At 68.6% G+C, this 23,938-nt stretch carries 23 protein-coding genes, 1 tRNA gene and 1 pseudogene; 14 read left to right on the forward strand and 11 right to left on the reverse strand.

The window, feature by feature from the left end; all coding sequences use genetic code 11:
- Positions 1-24: 24 nt before the first annotated feature.
- A complete protein-coding gene (locus tag HKD39_RS01170; RefSeq protein ID WP_171198005.1) occupies positions 25-576 on the reverse strand; it encodes a type 1 glutamine amidotransferase domain-containing protein in 552 nt (183 codons plus the stop codon).
- Positions 577-887: 311 nt separating this feature from the next.
- Here HKD39_RS01170 and HKD39_RS20180 point away from each other — a divergent pair.
- The 7 genes and pseudogenes from HKD39_RS20180 (at position 888) to HKD39_RS01205 (ending at position 5,399) form a co-directional block, all read left to right on the forward strand.
- A pseudogene (locus HKD39_RS20180) lies at positions 888-2,074 on the forward strand (low temperature requirement protein A).
- Positions 2,075-2,188: 114 nt separating this feature from the next.
- Positions 2,189-2,271, forward strand: a tRNA-Leu gene (locus HKD39_RS01180).
- A gap of 161 nt (positions 2,272-2,432) precedes the next feature.
- Positions 2,433-2,897 (forward strand): NUDIX domain-containing protein, encoded by a 465-nt coding sequence (locus HKD39_RS01185; RefSeq protein ID WP_171198006.1) that lies wholly within the window; start codon positions 2,433-2,435, stop codon positions 2,895-2,897.
- Between the two features lie 75 nt (positions 2,898-2,972).
- On the forward strand, positions 2,973-3,476 hold the full coding sequence (locus HKD39_RS01190) for a hypothetical protein (protein ID WP_171198007.1): 504 nt from the start codon (positions 2,973-2,975) through the stop codon (positions 3,474-3,476).
- A complete protein-coding gene (locus HKD39_RS01195) occupies positions 3,473-4,177 on the forward strand; it encodes a VWA domain-containing protein (protein ID WP_171198008.1) in 705 nt (234 codons plus the stop codon). The genes HKD39_RS01190 and HKD39_RS01195 overlap by 4 nt, the downstream gene beginning before the upstream one ends.
- A gap of 25 nt (positions 4,178-4,202) precedes the next feature.
- On the forward strand, positions 4,203-4,889 hold the full coding sequence (locus HKD39_RS01200; RefSeq protein WP_171198009.1) for an alpha/beta hydrolase: 687 nt from the start codon (positions 4,203-4,205) through the stop codon (positions 4,887-4,889).
- 201 nt (positions 4,890-5,090) lie between these two features.
- The gene (locus tag HKD39_RS01205) at positions 5,091-5,399 is read left to right on the forward strand and encodes an NUDIX hydrolase (protein ID WP_246231859.1); all 309 of its coding nucleotides are present in this window, start codon (positions 5,091-5,093) and stop codon (positions 5,397-5,399) included.
- A 28-nt stretch (positions 5,400-5,427) separates the two neighbouring features.
- Here HKD39_RS01205 and HKD39_RS01210 read toward each other — a convergent pair whose 3' ends face one another.
- Positions 5,428-6,078, reverse strand: coding sequence for a response regulator (locus HKD39_RS01210; protein ID WP_171198010.1), 651 nt, complete (start codon positions 6,076-6,078; stop codon positions 5,428-5,430).
- Positions 6,075-7,379: a sensor histidine kinase gene (locus tag HKD39_RS19110; RefSeq protein WP_212753756.1), complete on the reverse strand. Its 1,305-nt coding sequence runs from the start codon at positions 7,377-7,379 to the stop codon at positions 6,075-6,077. Before HKD39_RS19110 ends, HKD39_RS01210 begins: the two co-directional genes overlap by 4 nt.
- A 140-nt stretch (positions 7,380-7,519) precedes the next feature.
- On the opposite strand from HKD39_RS19110, the gene HKD39_RS01220 reads away from it, so the two are divergent.
- Both HKD39_RS01220 and HKD39_RS01225 read left to right on the forward strand, forming a co-directional pair.
- Positions 7,520-8,407 (forward strand): ABC transporter ATP-binding protein, encoded by an 888-nt coding sequence (locus HKD39_RS01220; RefSeq protein WP_171198011.1) that lies wholly within the window; start codon positions 7,520-7,522, stop codon positions 8,405-8,407.
- Positions 8,408-8,522: 115 nt separating this feature from the next.
- Entirely contained in the window at positions 8,523-9,380 is an 858-nt protein-coding gene (locus tag HKD39_RS01225) for an ABC-2 transporter permease (protein WP_171198012.1), read from the forward strand.
- 70 nt (positions 9,381-9,450) lie between these two features.
- Here the strand turns inward: HKD39_RS01225 and HKD39_RS01230 are convergent, their stop codons facing one another.
- From HKD39_RS01230 to HKD39_RS01245, 4 genes are all read right to left on the reverse strand, one after another.
- A complete protein-coding gene (locus HKD39_RS01230; RefSeq protein ID WP_171198013.1) occupies positions 9,451-10,752 on the reverse strand; it encodes an ABC transporter ATP-binding protein in 1,302 nt (433 codons plus the stop codon).
- Positions 10,753-10,815: 63 nt separating this feature from the next.
- Entirely contained in the window at positions 10,816-11,667 is an 852-nt protein-coding gene (locus tag HKD39_RS01235; RefSeq protein WP_171198014.1) for a carbohydrate ABC transporter permease, read from the reverse strand.
- Positions 11,668-12,561: a carbohydrate ABC transporter permease gene (locus HKD39_RS01240; RefSeq protein ID WP_343074554.1), complete on the reverse strand. Its 894-nt coding sequence runs from the start codon at positions 12,559-12,561 to the stop codon at positions 11,668-11,670.
- A gap of 89 nt (positions 12,562-12,650) precedes the next feature.
- Complete coding sequence (locus tag HKD39_RS01245) at positions 12,651-14,009, reverse strand: ABC transporter substrate-binding protein (RefSeq protein WP_212753757.1); 1,359 nt, start codon at positions 14,007-14,009, stop codon at positions 12,651-12,653.
- Positions 14,010-14,243: 234 nt separating this feature from the next.
- Between HKD39_RS01245 and HKD39_RS01250 the strand changes: the two genes are divergently transcribed.
- Positions 14,244-15,593 (forward strand): M20/M25/M40 family metallo-hydrolase, encoded by a 1,350-nt coding sequence (locus HKD39_RS01250; protein ID WP_425488405.1) that lies wholly within the window; start codon positions 14,244-14,246, stop codon positions 15,591-15,593.
- Position 15,594: 1 nt separating this feature from the next.
- Here HKD39_RS01250 and HKD39_RS01255 read toward each other — a convergent pair whose 3' ends face one another.
- Genes HKD39_RS01255 through HKD39_RS01265 form a run of 3 tightly spaced genes read right to left on the reverse strand, consistent with a single transcriptional unit; the run spans position 15,595 to position 18,939 of the window.
- Positions 15,595-15,858 carry a DUF5703 family protein gene (locus tag HKD39_RS01255; RefSeq protein WP_171197814.1) on the reverse strand — a complete coding sequence of 88 codons (264 nt, stop codon included), beginning with the start codon at positions 15,856-15,858 and terminating at the stop codon, positions 15,595-15,597.
- Positions 15,858-17,885, reverse strand: coding sequence for an AAA family ATPase (locus tag HKD39_RS01260; RefSeq protein ID WP_171198016.1), 2,028 nt, complete (start codon positions 17,883-17,885; stop codon positions 15,858-15,860). The genes HKD39_RS01255 and HKD39_RS01260 overlap by 1 nt, the downstream gene beginning before the upstream one ends.
- Before the next feature lie 7 nt (positions 17,886-17,892).
- Entirely contained in the window at positions 17,893-18,939 is a 1,047-nt protein-coding gene (locus tag HKD39_RS01265; protein WP_171198017.1) for an aldo/keto reductase, read from the reverse strand.
- Between the two features lie 111 nt (positions 18,940-19,050).
- Between HKD39_RS01265 and HKD39_RS20725 the strand changes: the two genes are divergently transcribed.
- From HKD39_RS20725 to HKD39_RS01285, 4 genes are read left to right on the forward strand one after another with little or no spacing between them, the layout of a single operon-like run.
- Positions 19,051-20,019, forward strand: coding sequence for an MSMEG_4193 family putative phosphomutase (locus HKD39_RS20725; protein ID WP_171198018.1), 969 nt, complete (start codon positions 19,051-19,053; stop codon positions 20,017-20,019).
- A gap of 12 nt (positions 20,020-20,031) precedes the next feature.
- Entirely contained in the window at positions 20,032-20,589 is a 558-nt protein-coding gene (locus tag HKD39_RS01275; protein WP_171198019.1) for a DUF3090 domain-containing protein, read from the forward strand.
- Between the two features lie 31 nt (positions 20,590-20,620).
- The gene (locus HKD39_RS01280; protein WP_171198020.1) at positions 20,621-21,484 is read left to right on the forward strand and encodes an SCO1664 family protein; all 864 of its coding nucleotides are present in this window, start codon (positions 20,621-20,623) and stop codon (positions 21,482-21,484) included.
- Between the two features lie 23 nt (positions 21,485-21,507).
- Positions 21,508-22,308, forward strand: coding sequence for a matrixin family metalloprotease (locus HKD39_RS01285; RefSeq protein WP_171198021.1), 801 nt, complete (start codon positions 21,508-21,510; stop codon positions 22,306-22,308).
- A 3-nt stretch (positions 22,309-22,311) separates the two neighbouring features.
- Here the strand turns inward: HKD39_RS01285 and zwf are convergent, their stop codons facing one another.
- Positions 22,312-23,832, reverse strand: a complete 1,521-nt coding sequence (zwf, locus tag HKD39_RS01290; protein ID WP_171198022.1) for a glucose-6-phosphate dehydrogenase — start codon at positions 23,830-23,832, stop codon at positions 22,312-22,314.
- Positions 23,833-23,938: the final 106 nt, after the last annotated feature.

The following is a 23,938-nucleotide window of genomic DNA, read 5'->3' on the forward strand; positions in this document are numbered from 1 at the left end:
CGCCGCGGTGGTCGCCCGCTGCTGCTATTTCGTGTTCTTGGTGGTGCCGGTGTTGCCGAGCGCGTTCAACAGCTCCCGGTTGAAGTCGGGGATGTCGTCGGGGTTGCGGCTGCTGATCAGGTTGCCGTCGACCACCACCGACTCGTCCACCCACTCGGCGCCGGCATTGCGCAGATCGGTCTGCAGGCTCGGCCATGACGCCAGCCGCTTGCCCGAGACAGCGTCGGCCTCGATCAGCGTCCACGGTGCGTGACAGATGGCGGCCACCGGCTTGCCCGAGGCGACGAAGTCGCGGACGAAAGCGACAGCGTCGTCGTCCTGGCGCAACGCGTCAGGGTTGGCCACCCCACCCGGCAGCACCAACGCGTCGTAGTCGTCGACGGTGGCGTCGGCCACCGGCTTGTCCACTTTCTGGGTGTCGGCCTTGTCCAAATGGTCGAACAGCTGCACTTCGCCCGACTCGGGGGAGAGCAGCACCGGCGTGTAACCGGCGTCTTTGACGGCCTGCCACGGTTCGGTCAACTCGACCTTTTCGATCCCTTCGGATGCGGTGAGAAACGCTACGGTGCCCGGCATGTGAACTCCTTCGCAAAGATCGAGTAGGGAAACCGGCGGCCGGTCAACAGGTTTGCTTTCGCGGCGAAGCGGGTCGGCGCTTCCCACGTGGACCGGAATCGGCCGCCACTGTTGCGGTACCCAGTGCGGGCCGAGGGAAACCACCACGATCGGCGCGTGGTGAGGAAACCATTGGCGTGCCATCATCGCGGACAACGGTTGCCGGGCGACGGCGCCGTACTGCCCGCCCCGTGCGGACAACAGCTCCAGCGCGGAAGGATGCGTCGATGACGTCCGCCACCACCCCGATGACCCGCTCCCGGCTGACGGTGATGCGCCCGCGCGACCCGAACGAGCCGAACCGCTCGGCCAGCACCCTCGAGCTGTTCTTCGACCTGGTGTTCGTGGTGGCGGTGAGCACGGCGTCGGTGCAGCTGCACGATGCGCTCACCGAGGGCCACGTCTGGCAGGGCCTGGCCGGCTACGCGGGAGTGTTCTTCGCCATCTGGTGGACCTGGATGAACTTCACCTGGTTCGCCACGTCGTTCGCCACCGACGACTGGCTGTACCGGTTGTTGGTGATCGTGCAGATGGCCGGGGTGCTGGTGTTGGCGGCGGGGATCCAGCCGTTCTTCGTCAACGGCGACAACCGGGTGCTGGTGCTCGCCTATGTGGTGATGCGGGTGGCCATGGTGGCGCAGTGGCTGCGGGCGTCCCGCCATGCCGGCAAGTACCGCAGGACGACGCTGCTGTACGCGGGCGGTACCGCGTTGGTGCAGACGCTGTGGCTGCTGCAGCTGTTGATCCCGCGCGGGCCGCTGGCGCTGAGCTGCCTGCTGCTGTTGCTGGTCGCCGAGATCGCGGTGCCGGTGGTAGCCGAGCGATTCGACCGTGCCAGTACCCCGTGGCACCCGCACCACATCACCGAGCGCTACGGCCTTTTCACCCTGATCCTGCTGGGCGAGAGCCTGCTGGCATCGCCAACGCGATCATCGAGGCGGTGCACGACACCGAAGAACTCGGGCCGCTGATCTCGATCGCGGTGCTCACCCTGGTGGTGACGGCGGCGTTGTGGTGGATCTACTTCTGGCCACCGCACCACGAGCGGATCGGTTCGCTCCGGCAGTCGATCCGCTACGGGTACGTGCACTACTTCGTGTTCGCCGCCGCCGGGGCGTTCTCGTCGGGCATCGAAGTGGAGATCGACGTGGAGAAGGGCGAGAGCAAGCTCGGCGAGGTGGCGGCTTCGTTCACCGTCACCGTGCCGATCGCGGTGTTCGTGCTGGGCATCTGGTGGATCGCGATCCGCGGCAGCGCCGATCGGGTGGTGAACATCGCGGTGCCGCTGGGGGCGCTGCTGGTGTTGTTCGACCCGCTGATTCCGGTGCCGTTCACGCTGACCGCGGTGATCATGGCACTGGTGGTGGCGGTACTGGTGATGCATCCGCCGGTGCCCGAGGACGAATCGAGCGTCGCCGAGGGAAAAACCGGCAGCTCGACGTCACCTTCCGGAACCTGACCTGGGCAAACGCGATTCGAGCCGCCGATCTTTCCGCTGCGCGGGCCGGGACATCGGGCCGCCGCGGATCGAGTAGACTCCACTATCGCGCCCAGCGATGCTGGGTCGCCCCAGGTCCGGGTGGCGGAATGGCAGACGCGCTAGCTTGAGGTGCTAGTGCCCGAAAGGGCGTGGGGGTTCAAGTCCCCCCTCGGACACCGTGTGATCTCGTCGCAGATGCCGGAAGGCCGAACCATCACAGGTTCGGCCTTTTCTGGTCTTCGGCGCCGGTGGAGCGGCCAGCGGCCAGGACGGTCGCCGGTAGCGCTGCAGCGATTCGGGCGACAGCGACGCGGACCGCGACACCTACGGTTGGCAGGTGCAACGCTTCGCGGTGATCCCCGCTGTCTACCTGCTGCTGGTGCGCGGACGCGCTGAGCGCCGCGAGATCCTGCTGCAACTGCGCGCCGGGACGGGCTTCATGGATGGCTACTGGGCGTGTGGTGCGGCCGGGCACGTCGAGTTGGGGGAGTCGCTGGCAGAGGCGGCCGGGCGCGAGGCGGCGGAAGAGCTCGGCATCAGCGACCTGGCCTTGCGGCCGCTCTGCGCGATGCACCGCGTGCAGGGCGACGATCCCATCGGGCACAGGGTCGACTACTTCCTGTTGGCCGATGCCTGGCGCGGTGAACCGCGCATCATGGAACCGGCCAAATGCGCCGACCTGCAGTGGTTTGAACTCTCGCAGCTGCCCGAACCCGTTGTGCCGCACGAACTTACCGTGATTGAGGGGCTGCGCAGTGGCACCGTGCCCCCGATCATCGACATCGGCCCCACGGCCGGCTGACCGCTCTCCGCACGGCAGCACTGTGCGCACACCGCCGACCGCTGCGAGTGTGCAGATATTGCACACTCGACAATCGTGCGCAATACTGCGATGGTGACGCGACAGCACCTGACCCCGCAGCAACGCATTGAACTGGTGCAGCAGCAACTCGCCGGCAGCGTCCCGAGCGATCCTTTGGAGCTGGTCAGGCTGCTGGCCGACATCGCGGCGCAACTGGAGGAGGCGATGAACGAGGCGATGGCGCTTGCCGCGTTGGACGGCGCCGCCGGGCGCACCATCGCGGCCGCCGCCAGCCTGGCACCGAACTCGGTGCCGCCGCGGCTGGCCCGCACCGAACTGCTCAGCAACTTCGCCGAGGACGGTCGGGTCAGCAGCGAGGGAGTTGCCGCCGCCAGGTTCGTCGCCCGGCGCAGCGCGGCCGACGGGCCGGCCCCAGCGGCACCCTTGACCTTCATCCCGCGCACCAGCACCCCGCGCACCAACACCCCACGAACCAGCACCGCGCGCACCAGCACCGCCGGCGCCGACACCGCGCGCACCAGAGCGCCCGGCACCGCGAAGAAACGGAGGCAATCATGACCGATCCGAACTACACCCACATCTCGTTCCTGCTGGACCGCTCGGGATCGATGCAGGCCATCAAGGAGGACACTGAGGCCGGCTTCGACGCGTACATCGAGCAGCAGCGCAGCCAGCCGGGCCGCTGCACCGTGACCCTGGCGCAGTTCGACACCGAGTACGAGACCGTCAGCCACGGCGTCGATATCGCCGAGGTCGATGCGCTTCGGCTGGAGCCGCGCGGTGCTACGGCGCTGCTCGATTCGATGGCACGCTTGATCAACGAGACCGGCCAGTACCTGGCCTCGATGCCGGAGGATCAGCGAGCGGGCAGCGTCGTGGTCGGAATCATGACCGATGGTCACGAGAACTCCAGCGTCGAATGGACCCGCGCGGCGATCAAGAAGCTGATCGAGTCGCAAGAGGCCGACTACGGCTGGACATTCTCGTATCTCGGCGCGAACCAGGACGCCATCGAGGTGGGCACGTCGATGGGCATCGCCGCCGAACGCTCGCTGACCTACGGCACCGGCGACGGCGACGCGGCGGCTGCCTTCGCCGCCTACGGGGCGTCGACGGCGCGGCTGCGCAGTTCCGCCGCGGCCGGTATGACGATCGCCGAATCCCGGCTGCAGTCGGCCTTCACCGACGAGCAGCGAGCAGCCGCGACGGCGGGGGACTCCGGCGCGCGAGCGGCGCGGCCGAGCCGCCGCGCCCGCTGATCGCTGCTGGTCGAAACCAACGGTCATGGCATCGATCCGGGGCGACCTCGTGACGCAATCGTTCGGCTACGACGGCGGCCGGCAGGTGACCGTGTACCGGCCAGCGGAGCGGCCCGAGGCGATCGTCTACGCCGGGGACGGTCAGCTCATCTCTGGTTGGGGCGGTGTGCTGGAAGCGGCCGACGTGCAGCCCACCATGATCGTCGGCGTGCACCGCACCGACGATCCGGATGAGATGGCGCGTCTTGCGGAGTACTCGCCGGCGATAGCCCCGGAACGCTTTGCGGCACACGAGAAGTTCTTTGTCGATGAGGTCGGGGAGTGGGTGCGCGGTCGGCTCGGTGTCACGTTGCCCGCCGGACGCACGGCGGTGTGCGGGGTGTCCGCCGGTGCGGAACTCGCTCTGGCGATGGGGATTCGCCACCCTCACCGGTTCGGTGTGGTGTTCGCCGCCTCACCCGGGGGCGGGTACCGGCCGCGGGCTACCCTCGCCGGGCGGTTGCCGCGGGCCTACCTGGTGGCCGGGACGCTGGAGCCGTGGTTCGCCGAGAACGCGGCTCGCTGGGCCGACGCGCTGCGCGCGGCCGGCGCCGATGTCGTGCTGACCGAACGCGAGGGCGATCACGGAGATCCGTTCTGGCAGAACGAGTTCCCGCTGATGGTGCGCTGGGCCTTCACCGCGCCGGCGCGGCAACAGCACGAAGCCGAATAGCGTCGGCTGACCTGCCCGGAGCGAGTCCGGCCCGCTTACCCTGTCCGGTATGACGGAACAGCGACGGCAGGCCGCCCGGGCGATCCTGATCGACGAGCACGGCCGGTTGGTGCTGCTCAGGCGTTCACGGCCGGGTGAAAGTCCTGTTGGACAGCGCCGGGGGGTGGCGTTGAACGGACCGACGAGTCGCTCGAGGCGGCGCTGCACCGGGAGTTGGCGGAGGAACTCGGCGCCGAAGCTACGCGGGCCTGCGAAGTGTTCCGACTCGAAACTCCGCCGGGTGGCAGCGGACCCGTGCAGCACTTCTTCGTTACCCGGCTGGCAACCATCGACGAGTCCGCGCGTCACGGTCCCGAGTTCTCGGACCCATCGCGGGGCGGCTACGACGTGGTGCGCGTCAGCGTGCGGGGCAACGACCTGGCCGCGATCGATCTGAAACCGATCGAGTTGAAAGAGTTCATCCTGGCCAACCGCGACTCGCTCCTCGCCAACGCCGGCGTCGACGGGTGAGCGTCCCGCGGCGGTCGCCGGGCGCGTATCAGTCGAACAGCCCAGCTTCGTGCGCGGCGATGGCGATCTGCACACGGTTGGTGGCGTGCAGCTTGTCCAGCAGACGCGAGACGTGGGCCTTCACGGTGGCCTCGCTCATGTAGAGCTGCTTGCCGATGTCGGCGTTGGACAACCCCTGGCCGACGGCGGCCAACACCTCGGACTCGCGTTCGGTGAGGCCGGTCAGCCGGTCTAGCGCCGCCTTGCGTTTGGCGTCGCGCCGGCCGTCGGCGAAGTGGGTCAGCAGCCGCTTGGTGACGGCGGGGGCCAGCATGGCCTCGCCGGCGGCGACCACCCGCACCGCGTTGATCAGTTCTTGCGGCGGAGTGTCCTTGAGCAGGAAACCGGAAGCGCCGGCCTGCAACGCGCGATACACGTAGTCGTCCATGTCGAAGGTGGTGAGCACCACCACCTTCGGGCCGTCAACGGCGGTCAACTTCTCGGTGGCGGCCAGCCCGTCGACGCCGGGCATCCTGATGTCCATCAGAACGACATCGGGCCGGTGCGCTGCCACCGCGGTGGGCACCTCGGCGCCGTCGGTGGCCTCGCCGACGACGTCGATGTCGTCGGCTGCACCGAGAATCATCCGCAGGCCGGCCCGCACCAGCGACTCGTCGTCGACGATCAAAACCCTTGTCACGCGATACCTTTCGTCAAATGGGCAACATCGTTGCCGGCTGAACGGCCGCTTGCCGCGTCCGATGCTTCCGCGGAATCCCGCTGCGCCGCATCGGATCCGGCCGGCATCGGTGGCGCATCGGCGGCGGATGCGGGCAACGGGAAGCTGGCCCGTACCACCCAGCCGCCGCCGTCCGGCCCGGCGGTGAGGGTGCCGTCCAGCAGCTCAACCCGCTCGCGCAGCCCGACCAAACCGGAACCGGTACCCGGCAGCAGCGAACCGGAAGCCACCGGCGCGGCGTTGCTGACCCGCACCACCAACTCGGCAGCAGCACCCGACGGTGCTGCCCCCACCACCCGCGCCACCACAATGCGGGTGGCCGAGCCACGCGCGTGCTTGTGCACGTTGGTCAGCGCCTCCTGCACCACCCGATACACCGCGCGCCCCACCGGATCCGGAACCGCGACCTGCTCGATCCGGGCATCGATGCTGACCCCAGCGGCGCGGGACGCTGCCACCAGGGTCGGTACCTCGGAAAGGCCCGGCTGCGGGGCCAGATCGGCGCCGTCGGCCGAGGCGTCGGCACGCAGCACCCCGAGCACTCCACGCAGGTCTTCCAGCGCCTGCCTGGCCGTCGACCGGATCAACTCGGCCGACTCCCGGACCCGATCGCTGCTCATGCCGGGGTTCACCTCCATGCCGCCGGCGTGCAGCGCAATCAGGGAAACCTTGTGCGCCAACACATCGTGCATCTCGCGGGCGATCCGGGACCGCTCGGACACCCTGGCCTGGGCCGCCTTCAGCTCGCGTTCGGCCTCGGCCCGATCGGCCCGGTCCCGCAACGAGGTGACCAGGTCGCGGCGAGCGCCGATATAGGCGCCGACGGCTACAACGGTGGCGGTGAAGAAGGCCCAGAACAGCACCGGTGGCCACAGATCCTGAAAGTTCTGGCGATCGGTGAAGATCAGTCCCATGTGCAGCAGCGCCAGCAGCACCAGCACCCGATCCCGCCGCAGGATCGCCAGCGTGAACAGCCCAAGCGTTGCCACCCCGAAGGTGCCGGTCACCGCCTCCACCGCCAGCGCCAGCAGGGTGACCAGCACCGGGTGCGAGCGCCGCCACCACAGAATCAGCGGCAGCGGCAGCACCACCCATGGCACCAGGCTGTGCGGGAGCAGCGGACGGTTGGTGCTCAGCGTGAAGGCCTGCGCCGTCACCAGCAGCAGCGCGAACAGAATGGCGGCAACATCACGGGTCCGCGGGCCGACGCGTTCCCAGAACGCGATCAGGCGCCTGCGGCGCGTCGTCAGCCACTCACTCACCCGTCCAGAGTAGAAGAGCCAAGCACACCCCAGCGCTGACGAAGGTCGAGCGCTACCCGTCCAGACACCGACTTTCGTCGGTCACCGATCTCGACCCAGGGCCGATGTTCCAGCGGCCGCGGCGCGGCAGAGTCAGCGGCATGATCACCGTGGAGAACGTCACCCGTCGGTACGGCAGCTTCGTTGCCGTCGACAATGTCAGCTTCGAATGCGCGCCCGGCACCGTCACCGGGTTCCTCGGCCCGAACGGCGCCGGCAAGTCGACGACGCTGCGGATCCTGGCCGGGCTCACCCCGGCCAGCTCCGGCAGGGCCACTATCAGCGGCCGCGACTACCACGCGCTGCCCAACCCAGGGCGGGTGGTCGGGATCATGCTGGACGCCGCAGCGCAACACCCCGGCCGCACCGGCTCTGAGACGCTGCGGCTGGCCGCCACCGCGCTCGGGGTCCCGCGGCAGCGCATCGGCGAGATGTTGGACGTGGTGGGTCTGGCCGACGCCGGTGGTCGCCGGGTCGGGCAGTACTCGCTAGGCATGCGGCAGCGGCTCGGCATCGCGACCGCGTTGTTGGGCGATCCGCAGGTGTTGATCCTTGACGAGCCGGCCAACGGCATGGACCCAGAGGGCATCCGCTGGATGCGTGAGCTGCTGCGGGACTTCGCGGCCCGCGGCGGCACCGTGCTGCTGTCCAGTCACCTGCTGTCCGAGGTGCAGGCCACCGTCGACCATCTGGTGGTGATCGGCCGCGGCCGGATCGTCGCGCAGGGCAAGCTCGCCGACCTGCTGCACGGCGGCGGCACCCTGGTCCGCGGCATCGACCAGCCGGCCCTCGCGGCAGCCCTGCAGCGCGCCGGGCTGCAACCCGAGCAAACCTCGGCCGGTGCCTGGCGCGTGGCCACCGATCCCGAGACCGTCGCCAAGGCCGCGATGGACGCCCGTCAGCTGGTGGTCGAGATCCGTTCCGACGACGCCGGTTTGGAGGACCTGTTCTTCTCGCTCACCGGTGACGTCGATCGGCACGCCGCCTGAATCCTGCCGCTTGCGTCCGACTACCTGATCCCGTCGGAAAACGACCGCCCACCCACCCAATCCGTCACCACTCCCGCGGTTCCGCCCCGGCGGCCGCCCTCTTGATGGAGACCCCATGACCATGAGCACCCTTCCCGCCCAACCGGGCGACCATCCGCAGCGACCGGCTTCCGACGGACCGGCCCGGTCGCGTCCGACGGCTTCCGTCGCTCACCTCGACGAGCCCTACCCGGCGATGCCGGTGCGCCGCATCGGCATCGGCACCATGTTCCGTATCGAGTTCCGCAAACTCGTCGACACCTGGGCCGGAAAGCTTTTGCTCGCCGGGATTCTCGGCATCGTTGCGGTGATCTGCGCGTGGCTGATCTTCCGGCAGGACGGCGAGCAGGTGAACTTCGCCGACTTCGGCCGCGCCCAGGTGAACGTGGTGGGGCTGCTGGCTCCGGTGATCGGTCTGATGGCCATCACCGCGGAGTGGACCCAGCGCACCGCCCTCACCACCTTCACCCTGATGCCACGGCGTGGTCAGGTGCTGCTGGCAAAGGTGTTGGCCTCGTTGGTGTTGACCATTGCGACCATCGCGGCCTCGCTGCTGCTGACCGCCGGTTCGGCCTGGCTCGCCGGGCAGCTGCACGGCGGCGGGGTGAGTGTCGCCGGCGCCGCGGACGTGGTGCGCAGCACCCTGATCGTCGGGGCGCTGACCACCGTGATGGCCAGCGCTTTCGGTGCGCTGGTGGCGCAGACCGCCATCGCGGTGGCGCTGTACTTCCTTGCGCCCACCGCCTACTCGATGATCTCTCAGGCTCTGTTCCCGGAGGCAGCGAAATGGCTCGATGTGTTCAGCGCCTTCGATCGGCTCTCCAGCACCCATCCTGGCGCCGACCTGCCGGCGACGCTGCTGTCCATCACGGTGTGGATCGTCATTCCGGCGGTGGTCGGCTTCACCTGGGCCATGCGCCGAGAGGTGAAGTAACGCAACAGCTTGCTGGCCAACGGGTCGCGGTGCCGCTGTCGGGGCGGCGCCGCGACCCTTTCTTGGTGGGTCAGTCCTTGCGCAGCGGATCGGCGCCGGCGGTATCGGCGCCGCCGTCACCCACCGCAGCGGACGCGGCAGCCGCCGAGGCATTCCGCGCCCCAGGGCCGTCGACCGTGCTGGCGGCGCTGGAGGCCTTGGCCACCTCGTGGGTGAGGTTCTCGCCGGACTTCAGGTCGAAGATGTGCAGCTTGCTGGTGTCGTACCACAGCTCGGCGGTCGATCCGTCGCTCACCCTGGCCTCGGGATCCAACCGGACACCGACCTGGATCCCGTCGCCGCCAAGGGATTCCTGACCGGTGTCGGCTGCCAGTTCCTCCAGTTCCTTCGACTTGGCCCCCGAACCGGACAGCGTGAAGTAGGCGAAAATGTCCGAGCCCATCGATTCGACGATGTCGAAGGTGGCGTTGAACCGACCGCCGGGCACGCCCTCCTTGAGCCGGCCGATCTCGAAGTGTTCGGGGCGGATCCCGATGATCACCTCACCACCGCCGCCGCGGGACTCCACCGCGCGCCGCAGCTCGTCCGGCAGATCGACGGTGCCCAGCGCGGTGGTGACCTGACCACCGTTGATCTGGGCCGGCAGGAAGTTCATCGACGGGCTGCCGATGAACCCGGCGACGAAGATGTTCTTCGGGGCGTCGTACAGCTCCTGCGGCGCACCGACCTGCTGGATGATGCCGGCCCGCATCACCACCACCCGGTCGCCCAGCGTCATCGCCTCGGTCTGGTCGTGCGTCACGTAGAGCGTGGTGGTGCCGAGCGTCTTCTGGATCCGCGACACCTGGGTGCGCATCTGCACCCTGAGCTTGGCGTCAAGGTTCGACAGCGGCTCATCCATCAGGAATGCCTTGGGGGAGCGGACGATTGCCCTGCCCATGGCCACTCGTTGGCGTTGCCCGCCGGACAGGTTGGATGGCTTGCGGTCGAGGTGCTGGGTGAGCTCCAGCATCTCAGCAGCCTCCTCCACCTTCTGCCGAATGGTGGCCTTGTCCACCTTCGCCAGCCGCAACGGGAAGCCCATGTTCTCGGCCACCGTCATGTGCGGGTACAGCGCATAGCTCTGGAACACCATGGCGATGTCGCGGTCTTTCGGCGCGACGGTGTTCATCACCTTGCCGTCGATGCGCAGCTCGCCCTGAGTGATGTCCTCCAGACCGGCAACCATGTTCAGCGTCGTCGACTTACCGCAACCGGATGGCCCGACCAGAATGATGAACTCCTTGTCGGCAATCGTCAGGTTGAAGTCCTGCACGGCGAGGGCACCGTCCGGGTAACGCTTGACCACGTGATCCAGCTCAATCTCGGCCATCGCGGGAAACTCCTTTGCTCGTCAGATGATTCGGGAAGCGGCGGTGGGCCCCACAAGCTCACGTCAGCCCTTGACGGCGCCATTGGTCAGACCGGCAACGATGCGACGCTGGAACAGCAGCACCAGCACCAGCACCGGGATGGTGATGACGACAGCGGCCGCGGTGATCGGCCCGACCGGCACCTCGTATGTGGTGGCGCCGGTGAAGTAGCTCATCGCCGCCGGCACCGTGCGTGCCGCGCTGGTACTGGTCAGCGACAGGGCGTAGAGGAAGTCGTTCCAGCAACTGATGAACACCAGGATGGCGGTGGTGAACACGCCAGGCAGGGCCAGCGGCGCGATCACGTCCTTGAACGCCTGGAACGGGGTGGCGCCGTCCATCTTCGCCGCCTTCTCCAGCTCCCACGGGATCTCCCGGAAGAACGCCGACAGCGTGTAGATCGCCAGCGGCAGCGCGAAGGTGACGTACGGAATGATCAGACCCGGCCACGTGTCGAAGATGCCGATGGCCGTCTCGATCTTGAACAGCGGCGTGATCAACGCGATCTGCGGGAACATCGCCACCAGCAGCGACATCATGATCATCAGCTTCTTGCCGGGGAAGTCCAGCCGGGCGATCGCGTAGGCGGCGAACACCCCCAGCAGCAACGCGATCGCGGTGGAGATCAAGCAGATTCCGATGGAGTTGATCAGCGCCCTGGTGAAGACGGTGTCCTTGAAGATGGCCTGGTAGCTCTCGAACGACATGCCACCGGTCGGCAGGTACTTGCCGTCGTTGATGTTTCCTGGCGTCTTGAGCGACAACGAGATCGTCCAGATCACCGGGATCAACGCGTAGATCACCACGGCGATGTCGGCCACCCACCAGGCGGCCTTCTTGCCGGGAGTGGAGTTGAGTTCGGCGAGCGTGGTCATCTACTTCCTCCCACCCGAGTCGGAGCCCGGCGCAGCCGCGCCGAACAACTTGATGAACAGGAACGCGATGATCGCGACCATGACGAAGATCAGCACCGACATCGCCGACCCGATACCGAGATTCAGACCGCCGATCAGGTTGTTGTAGGTGATCATTGAGACCGACGAGGTGTCGTTGTTGCCCGCCGTCAGCACGAAGATGTTGTCGAAGATCCGGAACGCGTCGAGGGTGCGGAACAGCAGCGCCACCAGCAGCGCCGGCTTCAGCATCGGCAGCGTGATCGTCCAGAAACGTTGCCACGGCGAGGCTCCGTCCATCGCCGCTGCCTTCAGCAAATCCTCCGGCACCAGCGCCAACCCGGCCATCAGCAGCAGCGCCATGAACGGGATGGTCTTCCAGACCTCGGCCAGGATGATGATCGCCAGCGACGAGCCCTGGGACGTCAGTGGGGCGGAATCGCCGGCCAGCCAACCGGTTCCCTGCTCGAAGGCATACCGCCAGGAGAACGCGGCCACCACGGTGACGATCGCGTACGGGATCAGCGCCACCGTGCGCACCAGCCCGCGGCCGACCAGCGCCCGGTGCATCACCAAGGCCAGCAGCATGCCGAAGACCAGCTCGAAGAAGACGCTGACGACGGTGATCAGAAGCGTGATCCATACCGCGTGCCACCAGATCGGGCTGCTCAGAATGGTGACGTAGTTGGAGAATCCGATGAACTGGTTGTCGTCCGGCAGCCGCAGATCGGCCCGGTTCAGCGACATCCAGATGGCGTAGACCAGCGGGTAGCCGGCAACGGCGGCCATCACGATCACGGCTGGGGCACACAGCATCCAGCCCAGCCGGCGCTCGGCCTTCTTGCCGTCGCTGGCGCGTTTCCTGGCAATCGCGATGCCCTCGGCCTCATCGTGCGGGCCGACGCCGGTGCCTGCCTCCCGCCCAGGCCCAGGACCGGATGGATCAACGGTGGTTGCTGGATGGCTCACGGCAGAATCCCCTTACCCTCGAGGGTTTCCTGGATATCGGTGCGCAGGCTGTTCGCCGTCGCCTCCGGCTGGATCGACTGTGGCGGCGACAATGTCGACGACACGATCGACGAGATGTTCTGGTACACCGGCGATTTCGGCCGGATCGAGGCCACCTCGAGCTCGTCGAGGATCACCTGGTACATCGGATAGGCCTTCTGGAACTCCGGGTTGTCGTAGACGCTCTGCAGAGATGGCACGTTGCCGGCGGCCAGCGCACCCATCAGTTGGCTGGTCTCGTCCCGTAGGCACATCGCCGCCTCGAAGGATTCCTCCGGATGCTTCGAGTAGCTGGAGATGCCGTAGTTCATGCCGCCCATGGTGACGGTGGTCTGCTTGCCCGGCACGATCTGCGGGTAGACCGCGTAGCCAAGGTCGTCGGCGATCTTCTTGCTGTTCGGGTCGGTCTTGCCGGCATCCCGCATCGACGCCAGCACATAGGGCCAGTTGATCGCGAAGGCGGCCTGTCCGGTCTGCAGCTGGGCGAAGACCTGCGGTTCCTGGCTCTGCGACAGCGACGGCGAGGCCACCCCCGAGGTGGCGAAGTTCTTCAGCAAGGTCAGCGCCTGCACCGTCTTGTCGTCGACGGTGGCCTGCGTGCTGTCCTCGTTGACCAGGGTGCCGCCGTACGAGGTCAGCATGGTGTTGAACGCGACGACATAGCCTTCGTACTGGGATCCGGTGAGGCCGATCTGATAGGTCTTGCCCTCGCTCTTGAGCTGTTGGGCTGTCTTGATCATCTCGTCCCAGGTCTTGGGCGGGTTGGGCACCAAAGACTTTCGATACCACATCAGCTGCACGTTGGTGTGCCGCGGAATGCCGTAGAGCTTGCCCTTCCAGGTGGCCGTCTCCAGCGGCTTGGCCAGCACTCCGTCCGACGCCTGCTGCTGCTGCGCACCGGTGAGCTCGCGAACCCAGCCGGCCTCGGCGAACTCCGCCGTCCAGATCACGTCCATGCCGAGCACGTCCATGCCGGAGTCCTTGGCCGCGAGACGACGCACCAGTTGCTCGCGCTGGCCGTCCGCGTCCGACGGCAGCAGGTTCCCGACGATCCGATAGCGGCCATCGGCCTGCTGGTTGCACCGGTTCAGCACTTTGTCCCAGTCGGTGTCCGTGGTGCCGCCATAGACGTTGATCACCATGCCGCCGTCGCCCGAGCTGCAGGCGGTGAGGCCGGCGGCAGCGACGAGCGCAGCGGCGGCCAGCGCGGTGCGGCGCTTTCTCGCCCGGCGCCCGGTGGCGCGGGTGGAAACGCGGGGGCCGCCGCCGCGGTCGCCGGCCCGTTTGGTACCTGGAGCTTCCTGACGTCGTCGCACAGTTCCTCCATTCATCGCTGACCCGTTCGGCCTTGCGGCCGATGGGTGTGGCCGGCCGGGTAGTGACCTGGACCACGATGAGGCGTGTAGCCGACACTAGGCCGGAGTGCACCGCAGGACAACCGAGCGCGCGGCGCACGACCGCCGGAAATGATCACGTTTGAATGACGGAGCGACAATTCGGCACATGGACCCGGTGCTCCGGCGCGAGAACGGCTGCCTAGCATCGACTCTGTGAGCGAGCCCTTGAATCCGCGTGCGCAACTTTCCGAATCGGATGCCGAGCGCGAAGTGGCGCAACTGTGCAGTGAGCTGATCCGCATCCCGTCGGTGAACACCGGCGATCCGGAAACCATCGGCGACGGCGAGGCGCAGGCCGCCAAATACCTACAGCACAAACTCGAAGAGGCCGGCTACCAGTGCCGCTACGTCGAGTCGGTGCCCGGCCGCGGCAACGTGGTGGCCCGGCTGGCCGGTGCCGATCCCGAGCGCGGCGCGCTGCTGGTGCACGGGCACGTCGACGTGGTCCCTGCCGACCCGGCGGAGTGGACGGTCGATCCGTTCTCCGGCGCCATCCAAGACGGATACGTCTGGGGGCGCGGCGCCGTCGACATGAAGGACATGGTGGCGATGAGCCTGGCCGTCGCCCGAAACTTCAAGCGCCGCAACGTGGTTCCGCCGCGGGACATCATCTTCTGCTTCATGGCCGATGAGGAAGCCGGCGGCGTCTACGGCGCCCAGTACCTGGTTGAGCATCACCCGGACTGGTTCGCCGGTGCCACCGAGGCCATCAGCGAGGTGGGCGGCTTCTCCATCGAGGTGCCGGACGGTCGCGCGTACCTGGTCGCGGCCGCCGAGAAGGGGCTGGCCTGGGCCACGCTCACGGCCACCGGCCGGGCCGGTCACGGCTCGATGGTGGCGACGGACAATGCCGTCACCAAGCTGGCGGCGGCGGTGCAGCGGCTCGGGACCCACGAGTTCCCGATCGTCCGCACCGCCACCGTCGACGCCTTCCTCACCGGCATCGGCGAGTTGACCGGAATCGATTTCGCCGCCGCGGCCGACGACGGTGACCTGGAAGGAGCCGTCGGCAAGCTCGGGCCGATCGCGAAGATCGTGGCGGCAACGCTGCGCAACACCGCCAACCCGACCATGCTCAACGCCGGCTACAAGGCGAACGTGATTCCGTCCACCGCCACCGCTACCGTCGACTGCCGCGTGCTCCCCGGCCAGTTGGAGCAGTTCAAGGCGGAGGTGGGGGAGATTGTCGGTGACGACGTCACCGTTGAATGGTTCGATCTGACGCCGCTGGAGTACCCCTTCGACGGGCCGTTTGTCGATGCGATGAAGGCGGCGGTGCGCGCCGAGGACCCGGACGGACATCCGTTGCCGTACATGCTGTCCGGCGGGACCGACAACAAGTCGTTCAGCAAACTCGGTATTGCAGGCTATGGATTCTCGCCGCTGCGGCTGCCGCCCGATCTGGACTTCTCGTCGCTGTTCCACGGGGTGGACGAACGAGTGCCGGTGGACGCGCTGCAGTTCGGTTGCCGGGTGCTTCAGCGGCTGCTGCTGAGCAGCTGAGTCAGGCCGTCAGGCCGGGCACCAGGCCGCGAGGACGCTTGCGGCGCAACCAGACTCGGCGCGACCCGTCGGCGTACTTCAGCACCCTGGCCAGCTCCCAGCCGGCGAACTCCGCCTGTAGCGCCAGCATGGTCGATGCGGCGGACCGTGACATACCGGCGTCAAGGCGCAGCGGGGCGTACTCGTAGCGATCGTCATCTGCCGGGTCTGGACCGGAACCGGGGGAGCCGGCAGCCGAGGTACCGGAGTCGTTGGGTGCGTTCATCACTCTCCTTCACTGTCGTCTAGCTGGGCCATCGATTCGCCGGCGCCGGTGGCCGCGGCCGCCTGCGCCGCGGGTTGGTTCGGCGTCAACAGATGACATAGCAGGGTACGTCGTGGCCGGGAGCCGACCTGGCGAACCGCCCTGGCAACGGCGGGTCCTGCGGCGTGCACGATCGACAGGTGCCGGCGCGCCCTGGTCAGCGCGGTGTACACCAGCGGCCGGGACAGCATGCTGCCCGCCTCGGCCGGCAGCACCGCAACCACCGCGTCCCACTCGCTGCCCTGCGCCCGGTGCACGGTGATCGCCCAGCCGTGCAGCAGATCACCGAGCGCCTTCCCGCTGACCTCGGCCTCGCCGGACGAGAACGCGACGGTCAGCTTGCGTTCGCCGGCCTTGACCACGGTGCCCACCTCGCCGTTGGCGTAGCCGGCCGGCTCGGCATCGAGATGGTTGGCGGTGGCCACCACCCGATCGCCCACATCAAAACCGCGGACGGTGCCGCGCCCGGGGTTCAGCAGCTTCTTGAGCTGCTGGTTGAGAGCCTGGGTGCCGGCCGGCCCGCCATGCACCGGCGTCACCACTTGCAGTTCGGAACCGGCGACGTCGAAAACCCGCGGAATCGAGTCGGTGACCAGTTGGCTGACCCGGTGTGCCGCCTCCGCAGCCTGCCTGGCACCGACCAGCACCACCTCGTGGTCGGGGTCGTCGATGGCCGGTAGTTCGCCGGCGCGGACGGCTGCGGCGAGCCGGGCGATGGTGCCGCCCTCGTCCTGCCGGTACAACCGGTTCAGTTCGGTGACGGGCACCGCCCCGGAGTCGATCAGGTCGCCGAGCACCCGGCCGGGACCGATCGACGGCAGTTGCGCAGGGTCGCCGACGATCACCAGATGCGCCCGCGGCGGCAGCGCGTTGAACAGCGCCGCGGCCAGCTCCACGTCCAGCATGGAGGCCTCGTCCACCACCACCAGGTCGGCAGACAGCCGGTTGTCGGCGGTGAACTCGAAGCCGGCGCGGCCGGGCCTGGCGCCGAGCAGCCGGTGGATGGTGGTTGCCGGGTGGCCGGCCAGCTCCTCGAGGCGTTTGGCGGCGCGCCCGGTCGGGGCGGCCAGTGCCAGCTCGGCCCCGGCGCGTTCGCACAGCGCGACGATGGCGGCGACGGTGCGGCTCTTGCCGGTGCCCGGGCCGCCGGTGAGCAGGCTGACGCCGTGTTCGGCGGCCAGCTCGACGGCGCCGCGCTGGACGTCGTCAAGAGCGTGCTCGGCGCCGGCGGCGGCCTCCGTCACCGCCTTGATCGCGCGTTTGCCGGCCAACGTCACCGCCTCGCGCTGCAGCCGCTGGACACCGTCGGCAATGGCGGATTCGGCATCCGACAAGACCTTCCGGGCAATCCACGGTTCGCCGGAGCCGGTCGGGTCAGGGACCTCGGCGATGCGCCGGTCGGCCAGCGCAGCGGCCAGACCGGCGCGGAGCGTCTCGGGTTCGGCAGCCCAGAAGGCGCGCAGGGTCTCGGCGACCGCGGCCGTGGGAGCCGCGGTATGGCCGTCCCGTGCGCCCCGCGACAGCGACCACACCAGCAAAGCCGCCGTTCGGCGCGGATCGGATCGCCGCACCGCCGGGTCGAGATGCCTGGCCAGCCGGTCGGCGTCCGCCACCGAGGCGTCCGGCAGTGCCAGCAATCGCCACGGGTCGATCTCCAGCGCGGGCAATGCGCCGTCACCGAGCAGCTCCACCAGCCGGCCGGCCCAACGCACCGGAAAGTCCAACGGCACCAACACTTGTGCCAGTTCCCACAGGTGCCCGACGCCGATCCAGGCGCTGTACAGCCGCTCCGCACGTTTGGGTGTGGTTTTGGGCATGCGGCCCAACGCTGCAATGCTGACGTCGCCCGCGGAGGTGATGCCGGCGTCGCTCAGATTGTCCGCGGTGGCTGCGCCGACACCGGGCCAGAGCCCGGCCGCGCAGAACGCGGCGAAGGTCTGTTGGTCGCCGGAGCCGGAGCTGGAGTCGGGACCAGTCGCGTCATTCATCGACGCGCTATTCATCGACAGGGTCGGTGGCCTTGCCCCGGCGAGAACCAGTGCTGCCGGACGGCCCGGGACCGACCGGGTCGGGCCCGTCCTGATCGGCGCCGGCGGGGTCGATACCGGGAGGATCATCCGGCGTCAGGTCGGCGGACACGTCGTCAAGGGCGCCCCTGATCTCCGCGGGCAGCAACACCTCTTCGGCCGCGAGCACCCCCTGCAACTGCGCTCCGTCGCGAGCTCCGACGACGCTGCTGGCCACCTCACGCCGGTCCCTTGCCCACGCCAGCGCGACCGCCAACGGACTGGTGCCGAGCCCGTCGGCGGCGGTCACCACCGCCTCGACCACCCGCCCGGCCAACTCGGTGCGGTGCCGGTCGACGTACCTGGCGTAGTGCGACGAAGCGCCGCGGGAATCCGCGGGAGTGCCGTGCCGGTACTTGCCGGTCAGCACCCCGCGGGCCAGTGGTGCCCAGCCGAGCACACCGAGCCCGTGCAGCGCGGCGACGTCGAACAAGCCGTCCTCGGCGCTGCGGTCGAGCAGCGAGAACTCGGTCTCGGCGGACGCCAGCGGCACTCCGACGCTGCGCATCCAGGTCGCGATGGTGGCCGTCTGCCAGGCGTTGTGACCGGACACTCCCACGTAACCCGCGCGCCCCGATCGCACCGCCGACTCCAACGCCGAACAGGTTTCCTCCAGCGGAACGGTCGCATCGAAGCCGTGCACCTGCCACAGGTCGACATGATCAGATCCCAACCGCCGCAACGAGTCTGTCAACGCCGAGCTGAGCGCGCCCCGGCCGCTGCCGACGCCGACCGTTGTGCAGGCCAGCACCACATCGCTGCGCGGCACCACGTCGGGCACCAGCGTGCCGATGATCGATTCGGCATCTCCGTCGCCGAAGACGTTGGAGGTGTCGACCAGGGTGCCGCCGGCCTCGACGAAGGCCTCCAACTGGGTAGCCGCGGTGTCGGCGTCGGTGTCGCGGCCCCAGCTCATGGTGCCCAGCCCCAGCCTGGACACCGACAGACCACTGGATCCCAGTCGGCGGGTGTGCATCCGTCCAATCTAAGGCGGTGGGCACCCGCGCTCCGGCAGGCCTGCCGGGCGGTGTGCGGTGTCGCCGCCCGCTCCGGCTGCCGGTGGCGGCGCAGTAGCGTGAAGGTCACTATGGCTACCACCGACCAGCCGGCAGCACCTCAGCAACCCGCAGCACCCCAGCAACCCGCAGCGCACACCCCGGCACCGGCCGAGGACGTCCCAGCCCAACGCACCGTGATCCTGCTGCGGCACGCCAGGTCGACGGCCAACAGCGCGGGTGTGCTGGCCGGCCGTTCCGACGGCGTCGCGCTCGACGAGCACGGCGAGCAGCAGGCGCAGCTGTTGGTGCAGCGGCTCGCCGAGGTTCCGCTGGCCGGCATCATCAGCTCACCGATCCTGCGCTGCCTGCAGACCGTCGCCCCGCTGGCGCAGTCCCGTGGCCTGACCGTGCAGCAACTGCCGGAGCTGGCCGAGGTGGACTACGGCAGCTGGACCGGACGGAAGCTGTCCGAGCTGGGCGGCGAGCCGCTGTGGCGGGTGGTGCAGACACAGCCGTCCGCGGCGCAGTTCCCGGAAGGGGAGAGCCTCGCCGCGGTGTCGGCGCGGGCGGTGCGCGCGGTCCGTGGAATCGCCGCGGTGGGAGCGGGCGTGGAGCCGGCCGGGCCGGTGCTGGTGTGCTCCCACGGCGACGTGATCAAGGCGGTGCTGGCCGATGCGCTCGGCATGCACCTCGACCTGTTCCAGCGGATCAACGTCGGTCCGGCGTCGCTGTCGGTGGTGCGCTACGGCGCCAGGCACAGCCTGGTCGACCTGGTGGGCGACACCGGTTCGTTGGCGGGTGTCGGGACGCCGCCGGCCACCGGTCGATCCGGACAACCGGAAGCCGTCGTCGGCGGCAGCACCGGAGTCACCGGCGCCGGGGCGGAAGGGGCGGACGGCGGTGCGGAAGGGGCGGGCGGCAGCGAGCCGGACGCCGCCAGCCAGCACGGCCGGCACCATGCTGAAACCGCGGCTGAACCCGGGCCTGGACCAGCGGCTGAGACCGCGGCGAGCCGGCCCGGCCCCGTCCCGCCGGGGGACCGCCCCGAGTTGCCATAGTCTGGAGCGGCCATGTCACGACAGATCCATGTATTCCGATCGCCCGAGCGATTTCTGGCCGGCACCATCGGTGCTCCCGGCGAGCGCGAGTTCTACCTGCAGGCCGCCGAGGGACGCAGGGTGGTCTCCGTCGCCTGCGAGAAGCAGCAGGTCGCGGTGCTCGCCGACAAGCTCGGCGCGCTGATCAGCGAGGTCGCCAAGCGGTTCGGTGAGCAGGCCGGCGCCGCGCCGTTCGTCCCCGCCGACGAGCGACTGCTCACCCCGGTGGACGCCGAGTTCAAGGTCGGCACCATGGGGCTGGCCTGGGACGGCGACCGCTCCCAGGTGATCGTCGAGCTGTTGGCGCTCAGCGAGGACGAGGTGTCCGAAGACGTGGTGCTCGAGGACAGCGAGGAAGGCCCGGACGCGCTGCGGGTTTTCCTGTCGCTGGCCGAGGCGCAGTCGTTCGCCCAGCATGCCGAGGCGATCGTCGCTGCCGGCCGCCCGCCGTGCCCGCTCTGCGGCAACCCGCTCGACCCGCAAGGTCATATCTGCCCGCGGCTGAACGGCTACCACCGTGAGCTGGGCTGACGGTCGATCGGCGGCGTGACGGTGGTTGACGTTGGCTGAACCGGCGTGCCGCGATCTGTTGTCGACCGCTCCCATCGACATCGTCGGCCGGTTGACCGAGGCGTCGAATGTGACGCTGCTGGGCCGGCTGGAGGCGCCAGCCGGTTCCGACGGTCAACCGGAATGGTGCGTGTACAAGCCGATTCGCGGCGAGCGGCCACTGTGGGACTTCCCGGACGGCACCCTGGCGGGCCGGGAACGCGCCGCCTACCTGGTCTCCGAGGCCGCGGGCTGGCACTGTGTGCCACCGACGCTGCTGCGGCCTGGGCCGCTGGGCGACGGCATGGTGCAGCAGTGGATCGGACCGCCGCCCGAACTTGACGTCCAAGACGAAGACCGGATCGAAGACTGGGACGAGGACCAGGCCGCCGAGCAGGAAGATTTCGTTGATATCTTTCCGGCCGGCGCGGTACCGGCCGGTTGGTTGCCGGTCTTCGGCGCGCTGGACGAGGCCGGCGACCGGTTGGCGGTGTGTCACCGCGACGACCCGAGGCTGCAGACCATCGCGCTGTTCGACGCTGTCACCAACAACGCCGATCGCAAGGCGCCGCACCTGATCTCGGCCCAGGACGGCAGCGTGCTCGGCGTCGACCACGGGCTGACCTTTCACGTGGACGACAAGCTGCGCACGGTGTTGTGGGGCTGGGCCGGGCAGCCGCTGCCGCCGGCACTGCGGACCGGGCTGAGCCGGCTCGCCAGCTGGCTGGGCTCCGGCAATGACGATCATCCGCTGGACGAGTTGCTGACCGGCTCCGAGCTGCGGATGCTGCGCCGGCGGGTGCGACGGCTGCAGTCGATGCCGGTGTTCCCGCAGCCGCCGGAGGACCGCACCCCGATTCCGTGGCCGCCGCTGTGAGCACGGAACCAACGACAGAACCGATGACGAAGGAGAGTGCCGTGCTGGCAAAGGTTCTCGGCGGTGCCGGACGCATCGTCGGCGGCACCCTGCGGTCCGCCGTCACCGACGTGGCGACCACCGCAGCGCATCTGGCGGAGCTCACCACCGACCGGATCGCCCGCCGGGACCCGGACGACGCGGTGCTCAGGGTCGCCGTGGTGATCCTGTCGAACGCCGACGGCCCGCTGTGCCAGCCGGACGATGTGACGCCGGCGCTGGACCGGGCCCAGCAGATCTTCCGGTCGCAGGCCGGCATCCGGGTGCGTCCGGTGTCCATTCGGGTGGTCTCCGGGCCGGCCCCGGAACACGCGCTGCGGCCGCGCGCCAACCAGAAGCTACTGCTGGACGACCTGCTCGGCCGCACCGAGTGGTACCGCAGGTTCGAGCCGGGGGAGTCGGGTGTCGGGTCGCCGGTCACCGTTGTGGTGGTCGAGGAGATCGCCGGTCGTACCACCGGGTGTTCCCTCGGCATGACGGCGGACTGGGTGGTGTGCCAGGCGTCGCTGTTCGACAAGAACAACCCGCACACCTACGACGAAAGTGTGCTGGCCCACGAGCTCGGGCACGCCCTGAACCTGCCGCACCACAAGGACAACAAGAACCTGATGTTTCCGTCCAGCTCGCCACCCGGCCAGGTGCGCGGCACCGAACTGCAGGGTTGGCAGAAGCTGGTGCTCGGCGGCAACCGGCACGTCATCCCAGGGTTGCGAAGCCGAACCGAAGGCAAGCGCCCGCCGGCAGCGGCGGCCGGCGACCCGGCGAAAACTGCTGCCTCCGAATAGGAGTCAGCTCTTGGACTGGCGCCAGCCCCGCTCGAAAGGCAACCGCCAGGCATGCGGCGCGATCAACTGGTGGATGGCGTTGGGCCCCCAGCTGCCCTGCGGGTAACTCTTCACCGGCGGCGGGTCAGCCAGCAGCGGCGCCGACCGCTCCCAGAGCGACTCGATGCCCTCAGCGGTGGTGAACAGCGTGTGATCGCCGCGCATGGCGTCAAGGATCAGCCGCTCGTAGGCCTCAAGCACATCGCGGGCGCGCTCGGTCTCTTGAGTGGAGAACTGCATCGACAGCTTCTCCAGCCGCATGCCAGGCCCAGGTCGCTTGCCGTAGAACGACAATGACACCTTCGACGAGTCGGCAAGGTCGAAGGTCAGATGGTCAGGGCCCTCCGACCCGACGCCCGAGCCGGGTGGGAACATGCTCTTCGGCGCCTCCCTGAAGGCGATCGAGATGATCCGTTGGCCCTCGGCCAGCCGCTTGCCGGTGCGAAGATAGAACGGCACACCGGCCCACCGCCAGTTGTCGATCCCGACCTTCAGCGCGATGAACGTTTCGGTCTCCGAGTCCGGCGCCACCCCCACCTCGTCGCGGTAGCCGACGTACTGCCCGCGCACCACGTTGCTGGGCAGCACCGGCCTCATGGATCGGAAAACTTTGTTCTTCTCCTCCGAGATGGCCTGCGGCTCAAGGGCTGTCGGCGGCTCCATCGCGACAAACGCCATCACCTGGAACAGGTGGGTCACCACCATGTCCTTGTAGGCGCCGGTGGACTCGTAGAAGTTCGCGCGCTGGTCGAGTCCCAGCGACTCAGGGATGTCGATCTGGATGTGGTCGATGAACTGGCGGTTCCAGATCGGCTCGAACAACCCGTTGGCGAACCGGAACGCGAGAATGTTCTGCGCTGCCTCCTTGCCGAGGAAGTGGTCGATCCGGAAGATCTGCGATTCGGTGAAGGTGTCGTGCACAAAGTTGTTGAGCTCGATGGCGGTGGCCAGATCGGTACCGAATGGTTTCTCCATCACCACGCGCGAGTGCTCGACCAGCCCGGCGTCCCGGAGCATGGTGATCACCGACTTTGCCGCCTTCGGCGGCACCGACAGGTAGTGCAGCACCTGCACCCGTTCCGCCGGAACCCCGCTCTGCGCAGAGATTTCCTGCCGGGCGCGCTGGCAGGCGTCGCGGAGCGCATCCGGACCGGCGGACTGCGGCACGTATTCGAGCTTGGTGGCGAAGTCTTCCCACTGCGCCGCGTCGAGCTTGTGCATGCCGTACTTCTCGACGGACTCCTTGGCAATGTCCCTGAACTCGTCCTGGGTCAGGTCTTCCAGCGAGGTGCCCACCACCCTGATGTCCGGCGCCAGCGCCGACTCCGCGAGGTGGGCGAGTCCCGGGAGTAACTTGCGTTTGGCAAGGTCGCCGGTGGCACCGAACAGCACGATGACGAACGGTTCCAACGGGTCGAGATCCAGCCGGTGGGGCCGGGATCCGGGGGCGGGATAAGCGATCGGGAAGTCCGCGGGAGTGCCCATGGTTCTCATCGTGGCACGTCGTCCTCGTTGGTGCACCGGCGGTGGTTCGGTGGCCGGCGCGCTTCCGATCAGCACTTCCAGATCAGCGCTGCCGAATCGGGCCACC

It is taken from the genome of Nakamurella aerolata (assembly GCF_013002705.1).
In the GTDB taxonomy this organism is placed as follows: Bacteria; Actinomycetota; Actinomycetes; order Mycobacteriales; family Nakamurellaceae; genus Nakamurella; species Nakamurella aerolata.